Origin of the sequence: Pilimelia terevasa (assembly GCF_014647915.1) — a bacterium.
Classification (GTDB): Bacteria; Actinomycetota; Actinomycetes; order Mycobacteriales; family Micromonosporaceae; genus Pilimelia; species Pilimelia terevasa.
This window is the reverse complement of sequence record NZ_BMQC01000019.1, coordinates 28,047-45,993: the sequence shown is the minus strand read 5'-3', so window position 1 is coordinate 45,993 and position 17,947 is coordinate 28,047. Positions and strand designations below refer to the sequence as shown.

Sequence of the window (17,947 nt, the reverse complement as noted above, 5' to 3'; positions counted from 1 at the left end):
TCGTCGCACCCGGCGCCGATGTGACCCCGGCGGCATCCACGACGGGCGTACGGCTACTAAGGTGTGCCCCCATGACCGCAGAGTCCGCCCCGGAACTGATCAGGACCGCCACCGCGCGCGGCGTCACCACGCTCACGCTGGACAGCCCCGGCAACCGCAACGCGCTGTCCCGGGCGCTGATGACCCAGCTCCTCGACGCGCTGGCCGAGGCCGCCGACGACGACGCCGTACGCACGGTGGTGCTGGCCCACACCGGCCCGGTGTTCTGCTCCGGCGCCGACCTGGCGGAGACCGCGGCGGCGTACGCGGGCACGGCGGAGATGCCGGCCGCGATGCTCGGCGACCTGCTCGGCGCCGTGTGGGACTTCCCGAAGCCGACCGTGGCCCGCGTCGGCGGCGCCGCCCGGGCCGGCGGGCTGGGCCTGATCGCGGCCACCGACATCGCGGTGGTCGCCGAGGACGCGACGTTCGCGTTCAGCGAGGTGCGCCTCGGCGTCGTTCCGGCGATCATCTCCGCGCCGGTGCTGCGGCGGGTGGCCCCCCGCCCGGCCGCCGAGCTGCTGCTCACCGGCGAGGTCTTCGACGGCCTCCGGGCCGCCGAGATCGGCCTGGCCACGCGGGCGGTGCCGGCGGCCGAGGTCGACGAGGCGGTCGCCGAGTACACCGACGCGCTGACCTGCGGCGGACCGATCGCCCTGGGCGCCACCAAGCAGCTCCTGCGCCGGCCCGCCGGGCCGACCGTGCGGGCCGAGCTCGACGACCTGACCGCCCTGTCGGTGGCCTACTTCGGGTCGGACGAGGGTCGGGAGGGCGTGACGGCCTTCAAGGAGAAGCGCCCGCCGGCCTGGACGCCCGAAGACTGACCGATCGCCTGGTCGGCCCCCTCCCGGCGGACCGGTCACGGTGCGGGGGCGACGTAAGCTTGCGAGACCCGACCGCGCACAGGGAGCGAACGCAGATGTCACGTGGCCGCAAGGTGACCGCCGTTGTCGTGACGGCGGTCGCCGCCGTGGTCGTCGCGGGCTTCGGGGTCGTCGTGGTCCGGGACGTCCTCGACGGCCTGCGGCTGGCGGCCATCGACCGGCACTGCACGGTGAAGGCCAGCGGCGAGGTGGCCCTGGACGCCGACCAGACCGCCAACGCCGCCACGATCGCCGCGATGGGCGTGCGCCAGGAGATGCCAGAGCGGGCCGTCGTGGTGGCCCTGGCCACGGCCCTGCAGGAGTCGAAGCTGAAGAACCTGCCCGGCGGCGACCGCGACTCGGTCGGGCTGTTCCAGCAGCGGCCGAGCATGGGCTGGGGGTCGCCGAAGCAGATCCGCAACCCGCGGTACGCGGCCCGCAAGTTCTACCAGGGCCTGGCCAAGGTGCGGGGCTGGGAGCGGATGCGGGTCACCGACGCCGCCCAGCACGTGCAGCGTTCGGCGTTCCCGCAGGCGTACGAGAAGTGGGTCGACGAGGCCGAGGTGCTCACGCGGGCGCTGCTCGGCCGGGCCACCGGCGCGGTCGCCTGCACGGTCCCCCGCGGCGACTCCCCGGCCGACGGCGCGGCCACGACCTCGGTGCTGCGCGGGCTGCGGCTGGACTGGGGCGACTTCGCCACCAGCGGCGTGGACACCCACGCCGTCACGGTCGCGCCGGGCTCCGCCCGCCACGGCTGGCGGTACGCCCACTGGCTCGTCGCCCACGCGGCCGCGCACGGCGTCCGCGCCGTCTCGTACGCCGGCCTGCGCTGGACGGCCGAGCGGGGCGACTGGGGCGCGTCGCCCGAGGCGACCGGGCGCGGCGTCACGGCCGAGGTCTTCACCGCCGGTTGAGCGCGGCGCCGCGGCACACGCACGCGGCGGGCGGGTCGACCGTTCCCGGTCTCCCCGCCCGCCGCGCGTGCTGTCTGGTCCTCTGATCAGTGAATGCTGCGGGTGGTGCGGTCGCCGCGGCCGGTCAGGCCTACGACCGCGAAGACGCCGGCCGCTGCCAGGGCCACCTGCACGCCCAGCTCCAGGAAGCTGAAGCCCTCGGTGTCCACCCCGAGCACGCGCGCCAGCGCCGTGCCCAGCAGGGCGGCGACGACACCGATCAGCATCGTCAGCCACACCGGGATGTTCTGCTTGCCGGGAACGGCCAGCCGACCCAGCGCGCCGATGACCAGACCGACGATCAACGCCGTGAAAATGCCAGTGACGGTCACGATCCGCTCCTCACGTGCGGGATACCCTTGGACACCTGGCTAGATGCCCGGGGCGATCGCGGCCCAAACGCGCCACCAACTCAGCGTTTTCCGCCCTTGCCGGCCTCGGGCGCGTCGGAGGTCGACAGCGCGGCGATGAAGGCCTCCTGCGGTACCTCCACCCGGCCGACCATCTTCATCCGCTTCTTGCCCTCCTTCTGCTTCTCCAGCAGCTTGCGCTTGCGGCTGATGTCGCCGCCGTAGCACTTGGCCAGCACGTCCTTGCGGATCGCGCGGATCGTCTCGCGGGCAATGACCCGGTTGCCGATGGCCGCCTGGATCGGCACCTCGAACTGCTGGCGCGGGATCAGCTTCTGGAGCTTGGCGGCGATGGTGGTGCCGTAGGCGTACGCCTTGTCCTTGTGCACGATCGCGCTGAACGCGTCCACCGCGTCGCCGTGCAGCAGGATGTCCACCTTGACCAGGTCGCTGACCTGCTCGCCGCTGGGCTCGTAGTCGAGGCTGGCGTACCCCTTGGTCTTGCTCTTGAGCTGGTCGAAGAAGTCGAAGATGATCTCGGCCAGCGGCAGCGTGTAGCGCAGCTCGACCCGGTCGGCGGACAGGTAGTCCATGCCCTGCAGGACGCCGCGGCGGCCCTGGCACAGCTCCATCACCGCGCCGACGTAGTCGTTGGGCGTCAGGACGGTGGCCTTGACCGTCGGCTCGTGCACCTGGTGGATCTTGCCGGTGGGGTACTCGCTCGGGTTGGTCACCACCACCGAGGCGCCGCCCTCCAGGTCGACCCGGTAGACGACGTTCGGCGCGGTCGAGATCAGGTCGAGGTTGAACTCGCGCTCCAGCCGCTCGGCGATGATCTCCAGGTGCAGCAGGCCCAGGAAGCCGCAGCGGAAACCGAAGCCGAGCGCGGCCGAGGTCTCCGGCTCGTAGACCAGCGCGGCGTCGTTGAGCTTCAGCTTGTCCAGGGCGTCGCGCAGCGCCGGGTAGTCCGAGCCGTCGATCGGGTACAGGCCCGAGTAGACCATCGGCTTCGGGTCCTTGTAGCCGCCCAGCGCCTCCCTGGCGGGGCGCTGGTTGATCGTCACGGTGTCGCCGACGCGGGACTGGCGGACGTCCTTCACCCCGGTGATCAGGTACCCGACCTCGCCGACGCTCAGCGCGCCGGCCTTGACCATCTCGGGCGAGATGACGCCGATCTCCAGCAACTCGTGCACCGCGCCCGTGGACATCATCTTGATCCGGTCGCGGGCCTCGATGCGCCCGTCGATGACCCGGACGTAGGTCACCACCCCGCGGTAGATGTCGTACACCGAGTCGAAGATCATCGCGCGGGCCGGGGCGTCGGCGTCGCCGACCGGGGCGGGGAACTGGCGGACGATCTCGTCCAGCAGGTACGGCACCCCGAGACCGGTCTTGCCGGAGACGCGGATGCAGTCCTCGGGCTGGCAGCCGATGAGGTGCGCCAGCTCCTCGGCGTACTTCTCCGGCTGGGCGGCCGGCAGGTCGATCTTGTTGAGCACCGGGATGACGTGCAGCTCGTTCTCCATGGCCAGGTACAGGTTGGCCAGCGTCTGCGCCTCGATGCCCTGCGCGGCGTCCACGAGCAGGACGGCACCCTCGCAGGCGGCGAGGCTGCGCGACACCTCGTACGTGAAGTCGACGTGCCCCGGGGTGTCGATCATGTTCAGGATCACCGACTCGCCGGTCCGCTCCCCCTCGCGCACGGTCCACGGCATCCGCACGGCCTGGCTCTTGATGGTGATGCCGCGCTCGCGCTCGATGTCCATCCGGTCCAGGTACTGCGCCCGCATCTGCCGCGGGTCGACCACCTCGGTGAGCTGGAGCATCCGGTCCGCCAGCGTCGACTTGCCGTGGTCGATGTGGGCGATGATGCAGAAGTTTCGGATGTGTGCGGGCACGGTCGCCCCAGGCTTACTCACGCCGGAATGCGTCGGTGGCACAGTCGTCCGATCTCCAGGTCCCGTCAACGGCCTCCCATCCTCCCATGGCGTCGCGCGCCGGACCCCGCCCCCGCCCGGGGTCGGCGGGCGGGCATCCCGCCGCGGCGGCGCGGCGGGCAGCTCGGGCACGGTCGCCGCGGGGCGGCGTCGGGTGCGCGGCGGCCCGTCGGGGTCGTCCCCCGTTTTCGTGGCGGGGCGGCGAACTGGTAACCTCACTTTTCGCGTGTGTGGCGGATGCTCCGGCGTGCCCGCGCGCACCATGAACTGATCATCCCGAGCTACCAGGACGAGGCTGTCGCGTGGCGAACATCAAGTCCCAGATCAAGCGCAACCGGCAGAACGAGAAGCGTCGGCTGCGGAACAAGTCGGTCAAGTCGTCGCTGAAGACGGTTGTCCGACGGTTCCACGAGGCCGCCACCGGCGGCGACAACGACGCCGCGGGCGCCCTCCTGCGCGAGGCCAGCCGCAAGCTCGACAAGGCCGTCAGCAAGGGCGTCATCCACAAGAACCAGGCCGCGAACCGCAAGTCGGCGATCGCGAAGAAGCTCCAGACGCTGGGCTCCTGAAGCCAGGCCGGCTCCCGGAGCCGGCACCGCCCGGTCATGCGGGCGACCAGCGACTCCGCACCGCGGGGCGCGTGGCGGGTCTCCCGCGACGCGCCCCGCGGTCGTTACGTCCGCCGGCCGGTCAACGGCACACACGGGAATCTGACATCAACGCACGCGCGGGAATCCGATACTGCCTGACGGGACAGCCCCCACACCGCCGCTCGCCCGTGGGCGACGCGGCGACATACAGGCGCGAGCGTCCGCCCAGGCGCGGAAGTAGCCGTCGGGTGCGGCGCGGTCAGTCGTAGTAGTGGGCGGCCGACTGGCGAGCGCGCCAGCCGGAGTGCGCCGCCTGCTCGGCGTCGGGGACCGGGCGCTGTCCGACGATCCGCTGCGCCGCCTGCCGGCTGGCTGCCCCGTCCCGGTACGCCGCTCTCTCCAGGCTCGTGGACGGATCCTGGCCGGGCGGTCGGTCCGCGCCTGTCGCACCTTCGCCGATCGTGCTGGCTCCGCTGGTCGTCCTGCTCCCGCTGGTCGTCCTGTTTGCGCTGGTTGTTCCGCTCGCGCCGGTGGCGGGGTTCGCTGGCGGCGTCACGTAGGGGTTTGTCCCGGCGTCGCGTTCGCCAGTGGCGGTGCCCGGTCCGGCGAGCCCAACCGGGTGGCCGCCGCCGGCGTCCGACTCGGCAGCCGGTGCTGCGGTGCTGACGGCGGCGTGCCGTCCTCCGGGCCGGCCGTGGCTGCTGTGCCGGCTGTGCGCCGACGTGCCGGTGCCCGTACCCGCGGCCGCACCGGCCGCCTCCTGCCACAACGCGTCGGAGTCGGACGCCTCCTGCCGGGACGGGGCCGACGCACCGGAGCGGTACCGACGGCCGCGGCGCCGTGCGGGCGCTTCCGACCGGGAACCGGGCAGCTCGCCGCTCGGGTCGAGGGGGTAGGGCACCAGGGGGCCGCGAACGTCGTGCTGCGCGGGATCCACACCCGCCTGCCTGGCAGCGGGCACGCAGGCGTCGCTGCCTGCGGGTGCGGCAGTGGGCACCGTCCGGCCGGCCACCGCCGCGGGCCACGGCGCCGCGGGACCTCGGCGGGGCGTCGCCGTCCCACCGGTGGGCCGAGCAGGCCGGAAGGCTGCCCCTGCGGGGACGGGAACTCGCGGGGAGCCGGTGCCGCCGCGGGGGCCGGCGCCGCGGCCGGTGGTGGCGCGCGCCACGGGGCCGGGGCGCGCCGCGGCCGGACCGGCGGCCGGCAGGGCACCGGCGAGCTGGTCGTTCCACTTGACCACGCCCGCCACCGCCAGCGGCAGGATCGCGGCGCCCCACCAGGGCGCGATCTCCGCGAACGCGAGCAGCAGGGCCGCGAGAACCGACCCCTCGCCGAGCAGGAGGCCCCGGATGCCGGTGAGGTGCAGGTGGCGGAGCCGCAGCAGGCGGGTGTACCACGTGTGGTGGCGACGGCGTGGGTCGAGGTACTTCCGGAAGGCCGCCATCAGCGTCGGCTTGCTGCCGGGGCCTCGGCGCGGCGGGCCGCGACGATGGTCGTCAGCGCCCGCTCCAGCGCGTAGGCCCGGTCCTCGGCGCCGCCCTTGACGGCGGCGTTGCAGTCGGCGGCCGCGCGCATGGCCGCGACGATGCCCTCGGGGGTCCAGCCCCGGGCCTGCCGCTGCGCGCGCTCGACCTTCCACGGAGGCAGGCCGAGGGTACTCGCGAGCTGGTGGGCGCTGCCGCGCCCGCCGGCCACCCGGCCGACGGTGCGGACGCCGTCGGCCAGCGCGTCGGCGATCGGCACCGGGTCCACCCCGACCGTCAGCGCCCAGCGCAGGGCCACCAACGCCGCGGGCAGGTCGCCGACCACGGCCGCGTCCGCCACCGTGAACCCGCTGACCTCGGCCCGACCGCGGTGGTACCGGGCCACGGTCTGCGCGTCGATCCGGCCGGTGACGTCGGCGACGAGCTGGGAGCAGGCGGCGGACAACTCCCGCAGGTCGTTGCCGACCGCCTCCACCAGCGCCTCCACACCGTCGGCAGTGATCTGGCCCCCGCAGCGGTGCACCTCGTCGCGGACGAAGTCCACCCGGTCGCGGTGTCTGGTGACCTTCGCCGCCGGTACCACCGTCGCGCCGGCCGCGCGCAGGCCCTCGGCGAGCGCCTTGCCCTTGGCGCCGCCCGCGTGCGCCACGACGAGGCTGATCTCGGGGTCGGGAGCGGCGGCGTACGCGAGCAGGGCGGCAGCCAGGTCCTTGCGGGCGTCCTGGCCGGCCCGCACGATGACCACCCGCCGGCCGCCGAACAGGGACGGGCTCAGCATCTCGGCCACCGCCCCCGCGTCGAGCGCGCCGGCCTCGTACTCGGCGATGTCGCCGCCCGGGTTGGACGCCTTGGCGGCCTGGATCGCCCGACCCACGAGCAGTTCCTCGTCGCCGAGGACGAGCAGCAGCGGGGGCGGGACGGTGGGGGTCACCCCGCCATCGTCGCACGGAGACGCCCGGGCCGCCCTCCGCCGTACACCGCCGGGGTGGTGCCGGGCGCCGGCGCCCGGCGCGCCGACGGGTACCCGGGGCCGGGCCGCGCACGGCCGCCGCCAGCCCCCCGGCCCCGACGGCGACGGCGACGTCACCGTCCACGTCGGTGCGCAGGACCCGCACGCCCGCGCGCCGGAGCTGGCCGACGACGGACGGGTGGGGGTGCCCGTACCGGTTGCCGCGGCCCGCCGAGATCAACGCGACCGTGGGGCGGACCGCGTCGAGGAAGCCGGGCTCCTGGTAGGCGCTGCCGTGGTGGGCGACCTTCAGGACCTGCGCGCGGACCGACCCGGGGGCGGCGAGCAGCTCCTGCTGGCGTTCCACCTCGGCGTCACCGGTGAGCAGGACCGACACCCCGCGCACCTGCGCGACGACGACCAGCGAGTTGTTGTTGGCGTCCGACCGGGTGCCGCGCAGCGGGGTGGCCGGGCCGAGGGCGGTCAGCCGCGCCGGGCCGGCCCTGAAGGTCCACCCCGGCCCCGGCACGCGCGGCGGGCCGGGCAGCGCCGCGCGGACGGTCGCCGGCAGGCGTCCGCCGGCCATGTCCCCGGCGACGGCGGGGGCGACGACGGTGTCGATCATCCGGCCGCGGGCCACGCCGGGCACCCCCGCGACGTGGTCGAGGTGGAAGTGGCTGAGGACCAGCAGCCGCACGCGGCGCACCCCCAGCGCGGTGAGGCAGCGGTCGACCGCCGCCGGCTCCGGCCCCGCGTCGACGACCACGGCGTCGGCGCCGCCGGCCGGCAGGACGACGGCGTCGCCCTGGCCCACGTCGCACGCCACCGCCACCCAGCCCGGCGGCGGCCAGCCGGCGGCGACGAGCCGGACGGGAAGCGCCCCCACGACGCCCGCGGCCGCCGCTACCGCGACGACCCGCCGCACCGCCTGCCGGCGACCCGCGCAGAGCAGCCCGCCCGTCACGACGGCCAACAGGGCGGCGCCGGTGACACCGGCCGGCCACGGCAGCACCGCACCCGGCACCTGCGCCCCGACGTGCGCAACGGCCACCAGCCACTCGGCCGGCCAGCGGGCGACCGCCACGAGCAGGTCGCCGAGCGGCGGCGCCCACGGCGCCACGACCGTCGCGCCGACGCCCAGGACGGTTGCCGGGGCGACCGCCGGGGCCGCGAGGAGATTGGCCGCCACCGCCACCGGACTCACCGTGCCGGACAGCGCCGCCACCACCGGTCCGCAGGCCACCTGCGCCGCCGCCGGAACGCACAGTGCCTCGGCGAGGCCCGCCGGTACGCCCCGCGCGCGCAGTGCGTCCCGCCAGCGCGGCGCCACGAGGATCAGGGCGGCGGTGGCCACGACCGACAGCACGAAGCCCGGTTCACCGGCCAGGGCGGGGTCGTGGACGACCAGGGCGATCACCGTCGCGCACAGCGCCGGTGCCGCGACCTTGCGCCGGCCGCCGACCAGCGCCACCAGGCCGACCGCCCCCATCGCGGCCGCCCGCAGGACGCTCGGCGAGGGCCGGACGAGAACCACGAAACCGACGAGCGCGACGAGGCACGCCGCGCCGCACCACCGCGGTCCGGCCCGGGACCACCGGCCCGCCAGCAGCACGGCGCCGAGCACGATCGCCACGTTGCTGCCCGACACGGCGACGAGGTGGGTCATCCCGGTGGTGCGGAAGTCGGCCGCGACGGCCGCCGGCAGGCGGGAGGTGTCGCCCAGAACGAGCCCGGGGAGCAGCCCGCCGGGCTCCGGCGGCAGGTGGCGGCACGCCGTCGCCAGGCCCGCGCGCAGGCCGCCGGCCGCTCGCTGTACCCAGGGCGGTCGGCCCCGCGGCAGCGGAGCGTCGGCGGCGCTGACCGCCGCCGCGGTCAGGTCCCCGGGGCGCGCGGCGCCGAACCGCACCGCGGCCGCGACCCGCTGGCCGGGCAGCAGGTTCCGCCAGCCGACGTGCCGCCCCAGCACGACGACCTGCACGTCGGACCGGAGCACGGCACCGGTCGGCGACCGGGTGGCGGTCAGCCGGGCCGGCACCAGGTACGTCGCCGGCCCCGCGCCGCCGCCCACCGGTCGCGGGTCGTCGGTGACCGTCAGGGCGACCTCGCTCCGCCAGCCCGCCGCCACCGCCTCCCGCACCGGCGCGGCGTCGCGCTCGGCCACCCGCAGCGCGGTGACCGCCGCACCCACCGCCAGCCCTCCGGCGACCGCGGCCAGCACCGCCCACCCGCACCGCCGGGCCGCTGCGGCGACGCAGCGGCTCCACCGACCGGCCCGGCGGCGGGAGGGCGGAGGCGGCGCGCCCGCGGTCCGCGCGCACGCCGCGCGCCGGGCCAGCAGCAGCGCCGCGGCCGCGGCCACCCCGCCCGCGGCGGCCGCGACGCCCGCCCGCAGCCACAGGGCGGCGGCGGCGCCGAGCCACACGCCGAGGGCCGCCGCCGCGAGCCGCAGGTCGACGGCCCGGGCCGCGCTCACAGCGCCACCAGGTCCTTGAGGCGCTCGTAGCGCGTGCTCCCGATACCGTCGACCCGGCGCAGGTCGGCGACGGCCCGGAAGCCCCCGTTGCGTTCGCGGAACTCGACCAGCCGCGCCGCCAGGACCGGACCGACGCCGGGCAGCGTGTCGAACTGGGCGACGGTCGCGGTGTTCAGGTTGACCCGGCCGGCCGGCGCCGCCGGCCCGGCTCCGGACCCGGCGGCCGGCGCGGCGCCCGGGATGCCGCCCGGCGGGGGCGTCACGCCCACGAGGATCAGTTCGCCGTCGACGACACGGCGGGCCAGGTTGAGGTAGGGCGTGGCGGCGCCGGCAAGCACGCCGCCGGCCGCGGCCACCGCGTCGGCGACGCGCGCCCCCGCGGGCAGCCGGACCAGGCCCGGCCGGCGGACCCGGCCGCCGACCGACACCACGACCTCGGCGGCCGCGCCGCCGGGCGGCCCGGCGCTGCCGGGGGCGGCCCCGTCCGCGGGCGGGGCTCCGGTAGCGTCGGCCGCCGGCCGGCCGGCGGGGACGCTGGCGACCAGGCCGCTCTCCGCCGGCTCCGGGACCGGGTCGACCCGCGGGCGGCTCCACCACGCGGCCGCGGCGGCGATCACCACCACGATCACGGCGACGACGGCCAGCGCGCGCAGACCGCGCCGGCCCGGGTCCAGGAGCCAGCCGCTGGGTCGGTCGAACGCGGTCGCGCCGAAGGTCCGCGGCACGTCCGGGACGGTCGGCGGGGGGTCCGGCCACGGGTCGGGGTCGTCGGCGGCGGCGCCGCCCGGCGGGCGGTACAGGTCGTCGTCGGACACCGGCCACGGCCGTCGCGGGCGGGACGGCGGGCCGGGTGGGTACGAGGTCGCGGGCACGGCGGTGACGCTAGGAGGACGGCCGGCGTACCCGCACCGGGTTTAGCGGCGCGCCTGTGGACGGCCGCCGCGCTGTGGACAGCGCGCGACACACCCGGGCGGTTCTGCTATGGACGGCGGGACGCCACGCGCCGACCCGCCCGGCCCGGCGCGCGAGCACGACGACGCGAACACCCCGACGGCGGGCGCGGGGATCAGAGGGCGTCACCGGTCAGGGAGCCACCACCGCGGTCACCCGCAGCACCGTGCCCTGGTTGCAGATGCTCGCCGTCCCCGGTTCGGGGATCCCGCGGACGGTCACCTGGGCGCCGTCGCGCACCGCCGGCACCTGGCCGACCAGCACGTAGGAGCCGCCGGCGGTACGCAGGATGCGGCACCCCTCCTCGACGCCGGCCACGACCGTCCCGCGGAACACCTTGGCCGCGGGCGCCGGGCCGGCCGACGGACCACCGCCCGCGGTGGGCGACGCGGATCCGGTGGGAGTGGATGACGGGCTGGGCGAAGGGGAGCCGACGGGCGCCGGGTCACCGGCGTCCTGGCAGCCGGCCGCCCCGGTCAGGAGGGCAACCCCGAGCAGCCAGCCGGCGCCGCGGCGGGGGGTACGCGAAAAGTCCATGTCCGTACCGACGTCACCGGCTCTCGGCCGGTTCCCCCGCGAGGTCACCCGTCGCCGCGGCGTCGAGCGGAGCCGTGAGGTTGTACGCCCGCAGTTGCCAGCCGGCGCCGCGCGGGGCCAGCACCGCCCAGGCGCAGTTGTCCAGCCCGGCCAGGGTGGCCCGCGCCTGGGCGGTCCAGCCGAGAAGGCCCGCCACCGCGTAGCGGGCCGTGCCGCCGTGGCTGACGACGACGGTCGTCCCGGCCGGGTCGTGCGCGGCGCGCAGGCCCGCGACGCCGCGCGCCGCGAGCGCGTCGACCGGCTCGATGTCGCAGCCGGGGTCGGGGTCGCCCGCGGTCCACCGCGCGTGCGCGGCGGCGTGCTCGCGCCGGACGTCGGCCATCAGCCGGCCCTGCCACTGCCCGAAGAAGCGCTCCCGCAGCCGCGCGTCCGTCCGCACCGGCAGCCCGGTCTGCGCGGCGAGCGCCGCCGCCGTGTCGGCGGCGCGGCGCAGGTCGCTGCTCACGATCGCCGTGGGCGCGAGCGCCGCGAGGGCGCGGGCCGTCGCGGCGGCCTGTGCCCGCCCGAGGTCGTTGAGCGGGACGTCGGTACCCCCCTGCACGCGGCCCTCGCGGTTCCAGTCGGTGTTGCCGTGCCGCCAGACGACCAACTGCCCGGCGGTCACTGCCCGGCGCCGGCCGCGGGCTCCCCGTGCTCCTCCCCGGCCAGGTCGCGGTCGGTGAACGGGATGAGCGGGCAGTCCTTCCACAGCCGGTCCAGCGCGTAGTACTCGCGCTCGTCGGTGTGCTGGACGTGCACCACGATGTCGACGTAGTCCAGCAGCACCCAGCGGCCCGCCCGCTCGCCCTCGCGGCGGGCCGGCTTGGCCTTGTCGGGCAGGTCGAGCAGCGCCTCCTCGATGGCGTCGACGACGGCCTGGACCTGGCGCTCGTTGGGGGCGGAGGCGATGACGAAGGCGTCCGTGATGGCGAGCTGGTCGCCGACGTCGATGATCGTGATGTCGTGCGCCTTCTTGTCCGCCGCGGCCTGGGCGGCGACGGTGGCGAGCTCGACGGCGCGCGGGGATGCGGCGGGCACCGGGTTGGCTTCTCCTTCGGGTGGCCGGCTCCCCTGGGGTGCGCCGGCGGCGGTCCGCCGGCGCCTCACGGCGCGCGGCCGGTCAAGCCTCTCACACCCCGGCGTACAGGCTCCGCTTGGCGATGTACTGGACGACGCCGTCGGGGACGAGGTACCAGACCGGCTGGCCGGCGGCGACCCGGGCCCGGCAGTCGCTGGAGGAGATCGCCATGGCCGGTACCTGCACCAGGCTCACGGTGTCCGCGGGCAGGTGGGCGGCGCTGAGCGCGAAGCCCGGCCGGGTCACGCCCACGAAGTGCGCCAGCGCGAAGACCTGTGCCGAGTCCTTCCAGGAGAGGATCCGGCCGAGGGCGTCGGCACCGGTGATGAAGTACAGCGCGGTGCGGCCCCCGTACGCCGCCCGCAGGTCACGCAGCGTATCGATGGCGTAGGTCGGCCCGGGGCGGTCGATGTCGACGCGGCTCACCGTGAACCGCGGGTTCGAGGCGGTGGCGATGACCGTCATCAGGTACCGGTCCTCAGCGGCGCTGACCGGCCGGCCGGCCTTCTGCCAGGGCTGGCCGGTCGGCACGAACACGACCTCGTCCAGCGCGAACCGGTCGGCGACCTCGCTCGCCGCCACCAAGTGCCCGTGGTGGACCGGGTCGAACGTGCCGCCCATGATCCCGACCCGGCGCACCTCGCCGTCCTCCGCCATTCCGGCATCGTATGTCGATCACCAGCGGCCCTCCCACCGGACCGCCGGCACCTGTCCGCACCCGGGCGCCGGGGCCGGCCGCCGGCGCGGCCCGCGCGGGGCACCAGCGGTCCGCGCGGTGCACGTCCGCCGATGTCCCGTCGTAGGGGCGCCCTAGGGTGCCGGCCATGCGGATCGCCGACCTCCCCTCCACCGACCGTCCCCGCGAACGCCTGCACACCCACGGGCCGGCCGCCCTCGCCGACCGGGAACTGCTCGCCGTCCTCCTGCGCACCGGCGCCGGGCCGGGCGACGGCGCCCACGAGCTGGCCGCGGCGCTGCTGGCCCGGTACGGGTCGCTGGCCGCGCTCGCCCGCGCCCACCCCGCCGAGCTGACCACGCTGCACGGGGTCGGCCCGGCCAAGGCCGCGATCCTCGCCGCCGCCGCGGAGCTGGGCCGCCGCGCCCGCCGACCGGCCGCCGCGGCGGTCATCCGCGGTACCTCCGACCTCGTCAGCATCGCCGCCCCCCTGCTGCACGGGCGCGCCCGCGAGCGCCTGGTCCTCGTCGTCTGCGACGGGCGCAACCAGGTCACCTCGTGCGAGGTGGTCAGCGAGGGCGGCGCCGGACGCACGCTGCTGCCCGTCCGGGAGATCACCGTCGCGGTCCTGCGGCGCGACGGGGCCGCCTTCGCCCTGGCGCACAACCACCCCGACGGCGACGTGCGGCCCAGCGCCGCCGACCGCGCCGCGACCGCCCGCATCGGCGAGGCGGCCAACACCCTGGACCTGCGGTTCCTCGACCACGTCGTCCTCACCGACACGCAGTGGCGCCGGGTCGACTGACACCGCGTCCGCAGGCGGCCGGGGAGGGACCGGCGGGGAGGGGTCAGTCGGGGAACAGCAGGCTCCAGATGGCCGCCGCGTCGGGGATGTCGGCGGCGGTCCGGCGCAGGTGCAGGGCCAGGTTCGCCGCGGCCAGCACCGGCGGCGCGTCGGCGACCGCGATGTCCGCCTCGTACCGCAGCCACCGCCGCACCTCCGCCCAGCTATAGAACATCACGGCGCAGCCGGGGTTCAGCGGCGGCGGGAAGCCGGCCGGCGGGCGGCTCCCCGCCGCCCAGCGGCGCACGGTCTCCCGCGACCGGCCGATCCGCACGCCGATCTCGGCGACCGTCACCCAGTCGTCGGCGACGACCCGCCACACCCGGGCACCGGCGGCCTCGGCGTGGCGGACCGCCGCGGCCACGGCGGCCGCCAGGTCGGCCGCCGCCCAGCGCACCCCTACCTCGACGGTGCCCGCCGGGCCGGGCCGCCGCGGCGCGCCCGGGAAGGCGGCGGCCGGGGCCCGGTCCAGGACCAGGTGGAACCGGTGCACCGCACCGGCCGCCGCCGACTCGTACGTCGCCCGCTCCTGCTCCAGCACCCACACGCTACGACTATCGCACAGGTGTTCGAATGAGGGGGTTGGCCTACCGTGAGTGCCATGACAGGTGGGCGGCAGCGACGCGCGCGGACGGCCGCGCCCCCGGCCGCGCCGACGCCGGGGTGGGGACCGCGGGCGCCGGCGGCCGTGCGCGCGCGAGTCGCGACGGACCCCACACCGGCGAGAGCTGTGGCGGGCCCGGCGCCGCCCGCGACACCGCGGCCGGCGGTGTCCGCCGCGGCCGTCGCGGCGGTGCTCGCGCTGCTGCTCGCGGGCTGCACCGGAGGCGGGCCGCCGCACCCCTCCGCGCCGCCGGCCGCCCTGGCCTGGACGGCCGTCACGCTGCCCGACGCGCCCTCGGGCGGCCGCCCCGTGGTGCGCGCGCTGGCGCAGTGCGCGGGCACGTGGTTCGCCGCCGGTGGGGCGCGCGGTCCCGCCGGCCGCGCCGGACCGGCCCTCTGGGTGAGCGCCGACGCCGCGGCGTGGCGGCTGGTGCCCCTGCGGCCGCGGTCACCGTACGGGCCGGAGCACACGCTGTACGCGCTGGCGTGCCGGGGGCCGGCGCTCGTCGCGCTGGGTGCGGCGCCCGGCGGCGCGCACGGGTACCCGCGGACGAGCACCTGGTCCGGCCGGCCCGCGAGCCGGCCGGCGACGCCGCGCCCGGCGGTACCCGCGCCGCCCGGGCTGGTGGAGGCGCCCGACGCGTACACGCTGTTCGGCGGCGCCGACGCCGTGAACGTGGCCCGGGTGGCCGCCGGCCCGCGCGGCTGGCTGCTCACCGGCAACCGGGTCACCGGCGGCGCGGCCTGGACCTCGGCCGACGGCGCCGCCTTCACGCTGCGCGGCGGCGGGGCGCTGGCCCACGACGCCCGGCGGCGGGCGTGGGCCTCGGACGGCGCCGCCACGCCCGCCGGCTGGCTCCTGGCAGGCGCCGCGGCGGACGCACCGCAGACACCGCTGGCCTGGTCCTCGCCGGACGGCGCCACGTGGACCGCCCTGGCCGTTCCCGCCCGTGCCCGCGGCACGGTGGACCGCCTGCTGCCCGTCGCCGACGGCGCGGTGGGCGTCGGCACGGCGCAGCGGGGTCATGTCAGTTGGCGCGTGGCCGACGGCGCGGTGACGCCGCTGGGCCGGTTCGGCGGCGGGGCCGCGTCGTCGGTCGCCGCGGCGGCGGCCACCGACGACGGCCTGTACGCGCTGGTCGGCGCCGACGGCACCCGCCGGCTGTGGCGGTCGGGGGACGGCGGGGTGCGCTGGGCCGAGGTGGCCCTGCCGCCGGAGGCGGCCGCCGCCTGCGCGGGCTGTACGGCGGACCTGGCCGCGGACGCCCGCGGCCTCGTGCTGACCGCCGACGACGGCACCACGACCCACCTGTGGCGGACCGCCGCACCGGCGGCGACGGGGCCTCAGCCGGCGGCGTCGCCGCCCGACTCGGGTGACCCGACCGTCGCCGGTGCCCCGGTGGCGGGCGTCGCGTCGACGGCGGCCGCCTGCTGCTCCTCGAAGGGCCGGCGGCGGGCCTTGCGGGCGGCGAGCCGCTGGGCGGCCGACTCGCGCGGGTCCAACTCGTCCAACCGGCTGTCGACCCCGCGGGAGGTGGGGGTGTACTCCACACCGGCGTAGACGGCGGGCTGCCAGTCGAACTCGCGCGGCCCGACCCGTACCGTGCAGCCGGGGGTCGCACCGGCCTTGGCCAGCGCCTCCTCCACACCGAGCCGGGCGAGCCGGTCGGCGAGGTACCCGATCGCCTCGTCGTTGTCGAAATTCGTCTGGAGCACCCACCGGCGCGGCTTCTGCCCGAGCACCTCGAACACGCCGTCGTCCGCGGCCACGATGCGGAACCCCGCCTCGTCGACGGCCGGCGGGCGCAGCACGATGCGGGTCGGTTCGAGGACCGGCTGCGCCTCGCGGTGGGCCTGGACGGCGGCGCCCATGGCGAACACCAGTTCGCGCAGGCCCTCCCGGGTGGCGGCGCTGATCTCGTGCACCGGCCAGCCGAACTCGGCGAGGTCCGGGCGGACGATCTCGGCGAGGTCCCGGCCGTCGGGTACGTCGATCTTGTTGAGGACGACGAGGCGGGGCCGGTCGGCCAGGCCGCCGTACGCGGCCAGCTCGGCCTCCAGCGCCCGGATGTCGGCGACGGGGTCGCGCCCCGGCTCCAGCGTGGCGGTGTCCACGACGTGGACCAGGACCGCGCACCGCTCGATGTGCCGCAGGAACTCCAGCCCGAGGCCCTTGCCGGTGGCCGCCCCGGGGATCAGCCCGGGCACGTCGGCGACGGTGAAGGTCTGCTCGCCGGCCTGGACGACGCCGAGGTTGGGCACGAGGGTGGTGAACGGATAGTCGGCGATCTTCGGCTTGGCCGCCGAGATCACGGCGATCAGCGAGGACTTCCCGGCCGACGGGAAGCCCACCAGGCCGACGTCGGCGACGCTCTTGAGTTCCAGGACCAGGTCGTAGGCGTCGCCGGGTTCGCCCAGCTCCGCGAAGCCGGGGGCCTTGCGCTTGGCGTTGGCCAGCGAGGCGTTGCCCCGCCCGCCGCGCCCGCCCTTGGCCGCCTCGTAGACGGTACCGACGCCGACCAGGTCGGCCAGCACCTCGCCGTCGGGCGTCTGCACGACGGTGCCGTTCGGGACCTTGATCACCAGGCCCTTGCCGTTGGCGCCGTCGCGGTTGCTACCCGCGCCGCCCTTGCCGTTGTCCGCCTTGATGTGCGGGCGGAAGTGGAAGTCCAGCAGCGTGTGGACGGCGGGGTCGACGACGAGCGTCACGTCGCCGCCGTGGCCGCCGTTGCCGCCGTCCGGGCCGCCGAACGGCTTGAACTTCTCCCGGTGGATGGAGACGCAGCCGTGGCCTCCGTTGCCGGCCTGGAGGTGCAGGACCACCCGGTCCACGAACATCGCCACGCCGACGACCCCTTTCCGTCCGGGCGCCCACGCGCGCCGGAAACCGAAAACGGCGGGCGGGGCGTCAGCCCCGGCCCGCCGCGTTGCTTCGTACGATCAGCCCTCGACGGGCACGATGCTGACGGTCTTGCGACCGCGCTTGGTGCCGAACAGGACGCTGCCGGTCGCCAGTGCGAACAGCGTGTCGTCGCCGCCCCGGCCGACCAGCTCGCCCGGGTGGAACTTGGTCCCGCGCTGGCGGATCAGGATCTCGCCGGCGTTGACCCGCTGGCCGCCGAAGCGCTTCACGCCGAGGCGCTTGGCCTCGGAGTCGCGGCCGTTCCGCGAGCTGGACGCACCCTTTTTGTGTGCCATCGTGGACGCCTACTTCCCGGTCGAGATGCCGGTTACCTTCACCTGGGTCAGCGGCTGGCGGTGACCCTGGCGCTTGTGGTAGCCGGTCTTGTTCTTGAACTTGTGGATGCGGATCTTGGGGCCCTTGGTGTGGGCCACCAGCTCGCCGGCAACGGTGGCGCTGGCCAGAGCCGCCGCGTCCGTGACGAGGTTGTCGCCGTCGACGAGCAGCACCGCGGACAGGGTCACGGAGTCGCCGGGGGTGCCGACGAGCTTCTCGACCTCGATCACGTCGCCCTCGGCGACCCGGTACTGCTTGCCGCCGGTCTTGACGATCGCGTACATAAGTCGCGTACTCCTGTCGTGATGACGTGTCGCAGCCGTGACGCTCGACCGCCTGGCTG

General features: G+C 76.4%; 17 protein-coding genes and 1 pseudogene. 4 read left to right on the top strand and 14 right to left on the bottom strand.

Features of this window, described 5'->3' with window-relative positions; translation table 11 throughout:
- The first annotated feature begins 71 nt into the window (after window positions 1–71).
- Together IEY75_RS18600 and IEY75_RS18595 are read left to right on the top strand one after the other, a co-directional pair.
- Window positions 72–863 (top strand): enoyl-CoA hydratase-related protein, encoded by a 792-nt coding sequence (locus IEY75_RS18600; RefSeq protein ID WP_189115666.1) that lies wholly within the window; start codon window positions 72–74, stop codon window positions 861–863.
- A gap of 95 nt (window positions 864–958) precedes the next feature.
- Window positions 959–1,816, top strand: a complete 858-nt coding sequence (locus tag IEY75_RS18595) for a hypothetical protein (RefSeq protein ID WP_189115665.1) — start codon at window positions 959–961, stop codon at window positions 1,814–1,816.
- Between the two features lie 86 nt (window positions 1,817–1,902).
- On the opposite strand, the gene IEY75_RS18590 is transcribed toward IEY75_RS18595, so the two are convergent.
- A complete protein-coding gene (locus IEY75_RS18590; RefSeq protein ID WP_189115664.1) occupies window positions 1,903–2,187 on the bottom strand; it encodes a GlsB/YeaQ/YmgE family stress response membrane protein in 285 nt (94 codons plus the stop codon).
- An 80-nt stretch (window positions 2,188–2,267) separates the two neighbouring features.
- A complete protein-coding gene (gene lepA, locus IEY75_RS18585; protein WP_189115663.1) occupies window positions 2,268–4,145 on the bottom strand; it encodes a translation elongation factor 4 in 1,878 nt (625 codons plus the stop codon).
- Window positions 4,146–4,444: 299 nt separating this feature from the next.
- Between lepA and rpsT the strand changes: the two genes are divergently transcribed.
- On the top strand, window positions 4,445–4,711 hold the full coding sequence (gene rpsT, locus IEY75_RS18580; protein ID WP_189115662.1) for a 30S ribosomal protein S20: 267 nt from the start codon (window positions 4,445–4,447) through the stop codon (window positions 4,709–4,711).
- Window positions 4,712–4,991: 280 nt separating this feature from the next.
- On the opposite strand, the gene IEY75_RS18575 is transcribed toward rpsT, so the two are convergent.
- The 8 genes and pseudogenes from IEY75_RS18575 to nadD all read right to left on the bottom strand — a co-directional run bounded on the left by IEY75_RS18575 (window position 4,992) and on the right by nadD (window position 12,900).
- Window positions 4,992–6,176, bottom strand: a complete 1,185-nt coding sequence (locus IEY75_RS18575) for a hypothetical protein (protein ID WP_189115695.1) — start codon at window positions 6,174–6,176, stop codon at window positions 4,992–4,994.
- Window positions 6,176–7,147 (bottom strand): DNA polymerase III subunit delta, encoded by a 972-nt coding sequence (gene holA / locus IEY75_RS18570; protein WP_189115661.1) that lies wholly within the window; start codon window positions 7,145–7,147, stop codon window positions 6,176–6,178. The genes IEY75_RS18575 and holA overlap by 1 nt, the downstream gene beginning before the upstream one ends.
- 103 nt (window positions 7,148–7,250) lie before the next feature.
- Window positions 7,251–9,524: pseudogene (locus tag IEY75_RS21505) on the bottom strand (ComEC/Rec2 family competence protein); the annotation flags it as partial.
- A 110-nt stretch (window positions 9,525–9,634) separates the two neighbouring features.
- Complete coding sequence (locus IEY75_RS18560; RefSeq protein WP_373290297.1) at window positions 9,635–10,438, bottom strand: ComEA family DNA-binding protein; 804 nt, start codon at window positions 10,436–10,438, stop codon at window positions 9,635–9,637.
- Between the two features lie 283 nt (window positions 10,439–10,721).
- A complete protein-coding gene (locus IEY75_RS18555; RefSeq protein ID WP_189115660.1) occupies window positions 10,722–11,126 on the bottom strand; it encodes a hypothetical protein in 405 nt (134 codons plus the stop codon).
- 13 nt (window positions 11,127–11,139) lie between these two features.
- Entirely contained in the window at window positions 11,140–11,790 is a 651-nt protein-coding gene (locus IEY75_RS18550) for a histidine phosphatase family protein (RefSeq protein ID WP_189115659.1), read from the bottom strand.
- A complete protein-coding gene (rsfS, locus tag IEY75_RS18545; RefSeq protein WP_189115658.1) occupies window positions 11,787–12,203 on the bottom strand; it encodes a ribosome silencing factor in 417 nt (138 codons plus the stop codon). Before rsfS ends, IEY75_RS18550 begins: the two co-directional genes overlap by 4 nt.
- Before the next feature lie 91 nt (window positions 12,204–12,294).
- A complete protein-coding gene (gene nadD / locus IEY75_RS18540; protein WP_189115657.1) occupies window positions 12,295–12,900 on the bottom strand; it encodes a nicotinate-nucleotide adenylyltransferase in 606 nt (201 codons plus the stop codon).
- A gap of 167 nt (window positions 12,901–13,067) precedes the next feature.
- Here nadD and IEY75_RS18535 point away from each other — a divergent pair, with 167 nt between their 5' ends.
- The gene (locus tag IEY75_RS18535) at window positions 13,068–13,724 is read left to right on the top strand and encodes a JAB domain-containing protein (RefSeq protein ID WP_189115656.1); all 657 of its coding nucleotides are present in this window, start codon (window positions 13,068–13,070) and stop codon (window positions 13,722–13,724) included.
- Between the two features lie 43 nt (window positions 13,725–13,767).
- Here the strand turns inward: IEY75_RS18535 and IEY75_RS18530 are convergent, their stop codons facing one another.
- The 4 genes from IEY75_RS18530 to rplU all read right to left on the bottom strand — a co-directional run bounded on the left by IEY75_RS18530 (window position 13,768) and on the right by rplU (window position 17,888).
- Window positions 13,768–14,310, bottom strand: a complete 543-nt coding sequence (locus tag IEY75_RS18530; protein WP_189115655.1) for a hypothetical protein — start codon at window positions 14,308–14,310, stop codon at window positions 13,768–13,770.
- Window positions 14,311–15,710: 1,400 nt separating this feature from the next.
- Entirely contained in the window at window positions 15,711–17,210 is a 1,500-nt protein-coding gene (gene obgE / locus IEY75_RS18525; protein ID WP_189115654.1) for a GTPase ObgE, read from the bottom strand.
- A 96-nt stretch (window positions 17,211–17,306) separates the two neighbouring features.
- Complete coding sequence (gene rpmA / locus IEY75_RS18520) at window positions 17,307–17,564, bottom strand: 50S ribosomal protein L27 (RefSeq protein ID WP_189115653.1); 258 nt, start codon at window positions 17,562–17,564, stop codon at window positions 17,307–17,309.
- Between the two features lie 9 nt (window positions 17,565–17,573).
- Window positions 17,574–17,888, bottom strand: a complete 315-nt coding sequence (gene rplU, locus IEY75_RS18515; protein ID WP_189115652.1) for a 50S ribosomal protein L21 — start codon at window positions 17,886–17,888, stop codon at window positions 17,574–17,576.
- Window positions 17,889–17,947: the final 59 nt, after the last annotated feature.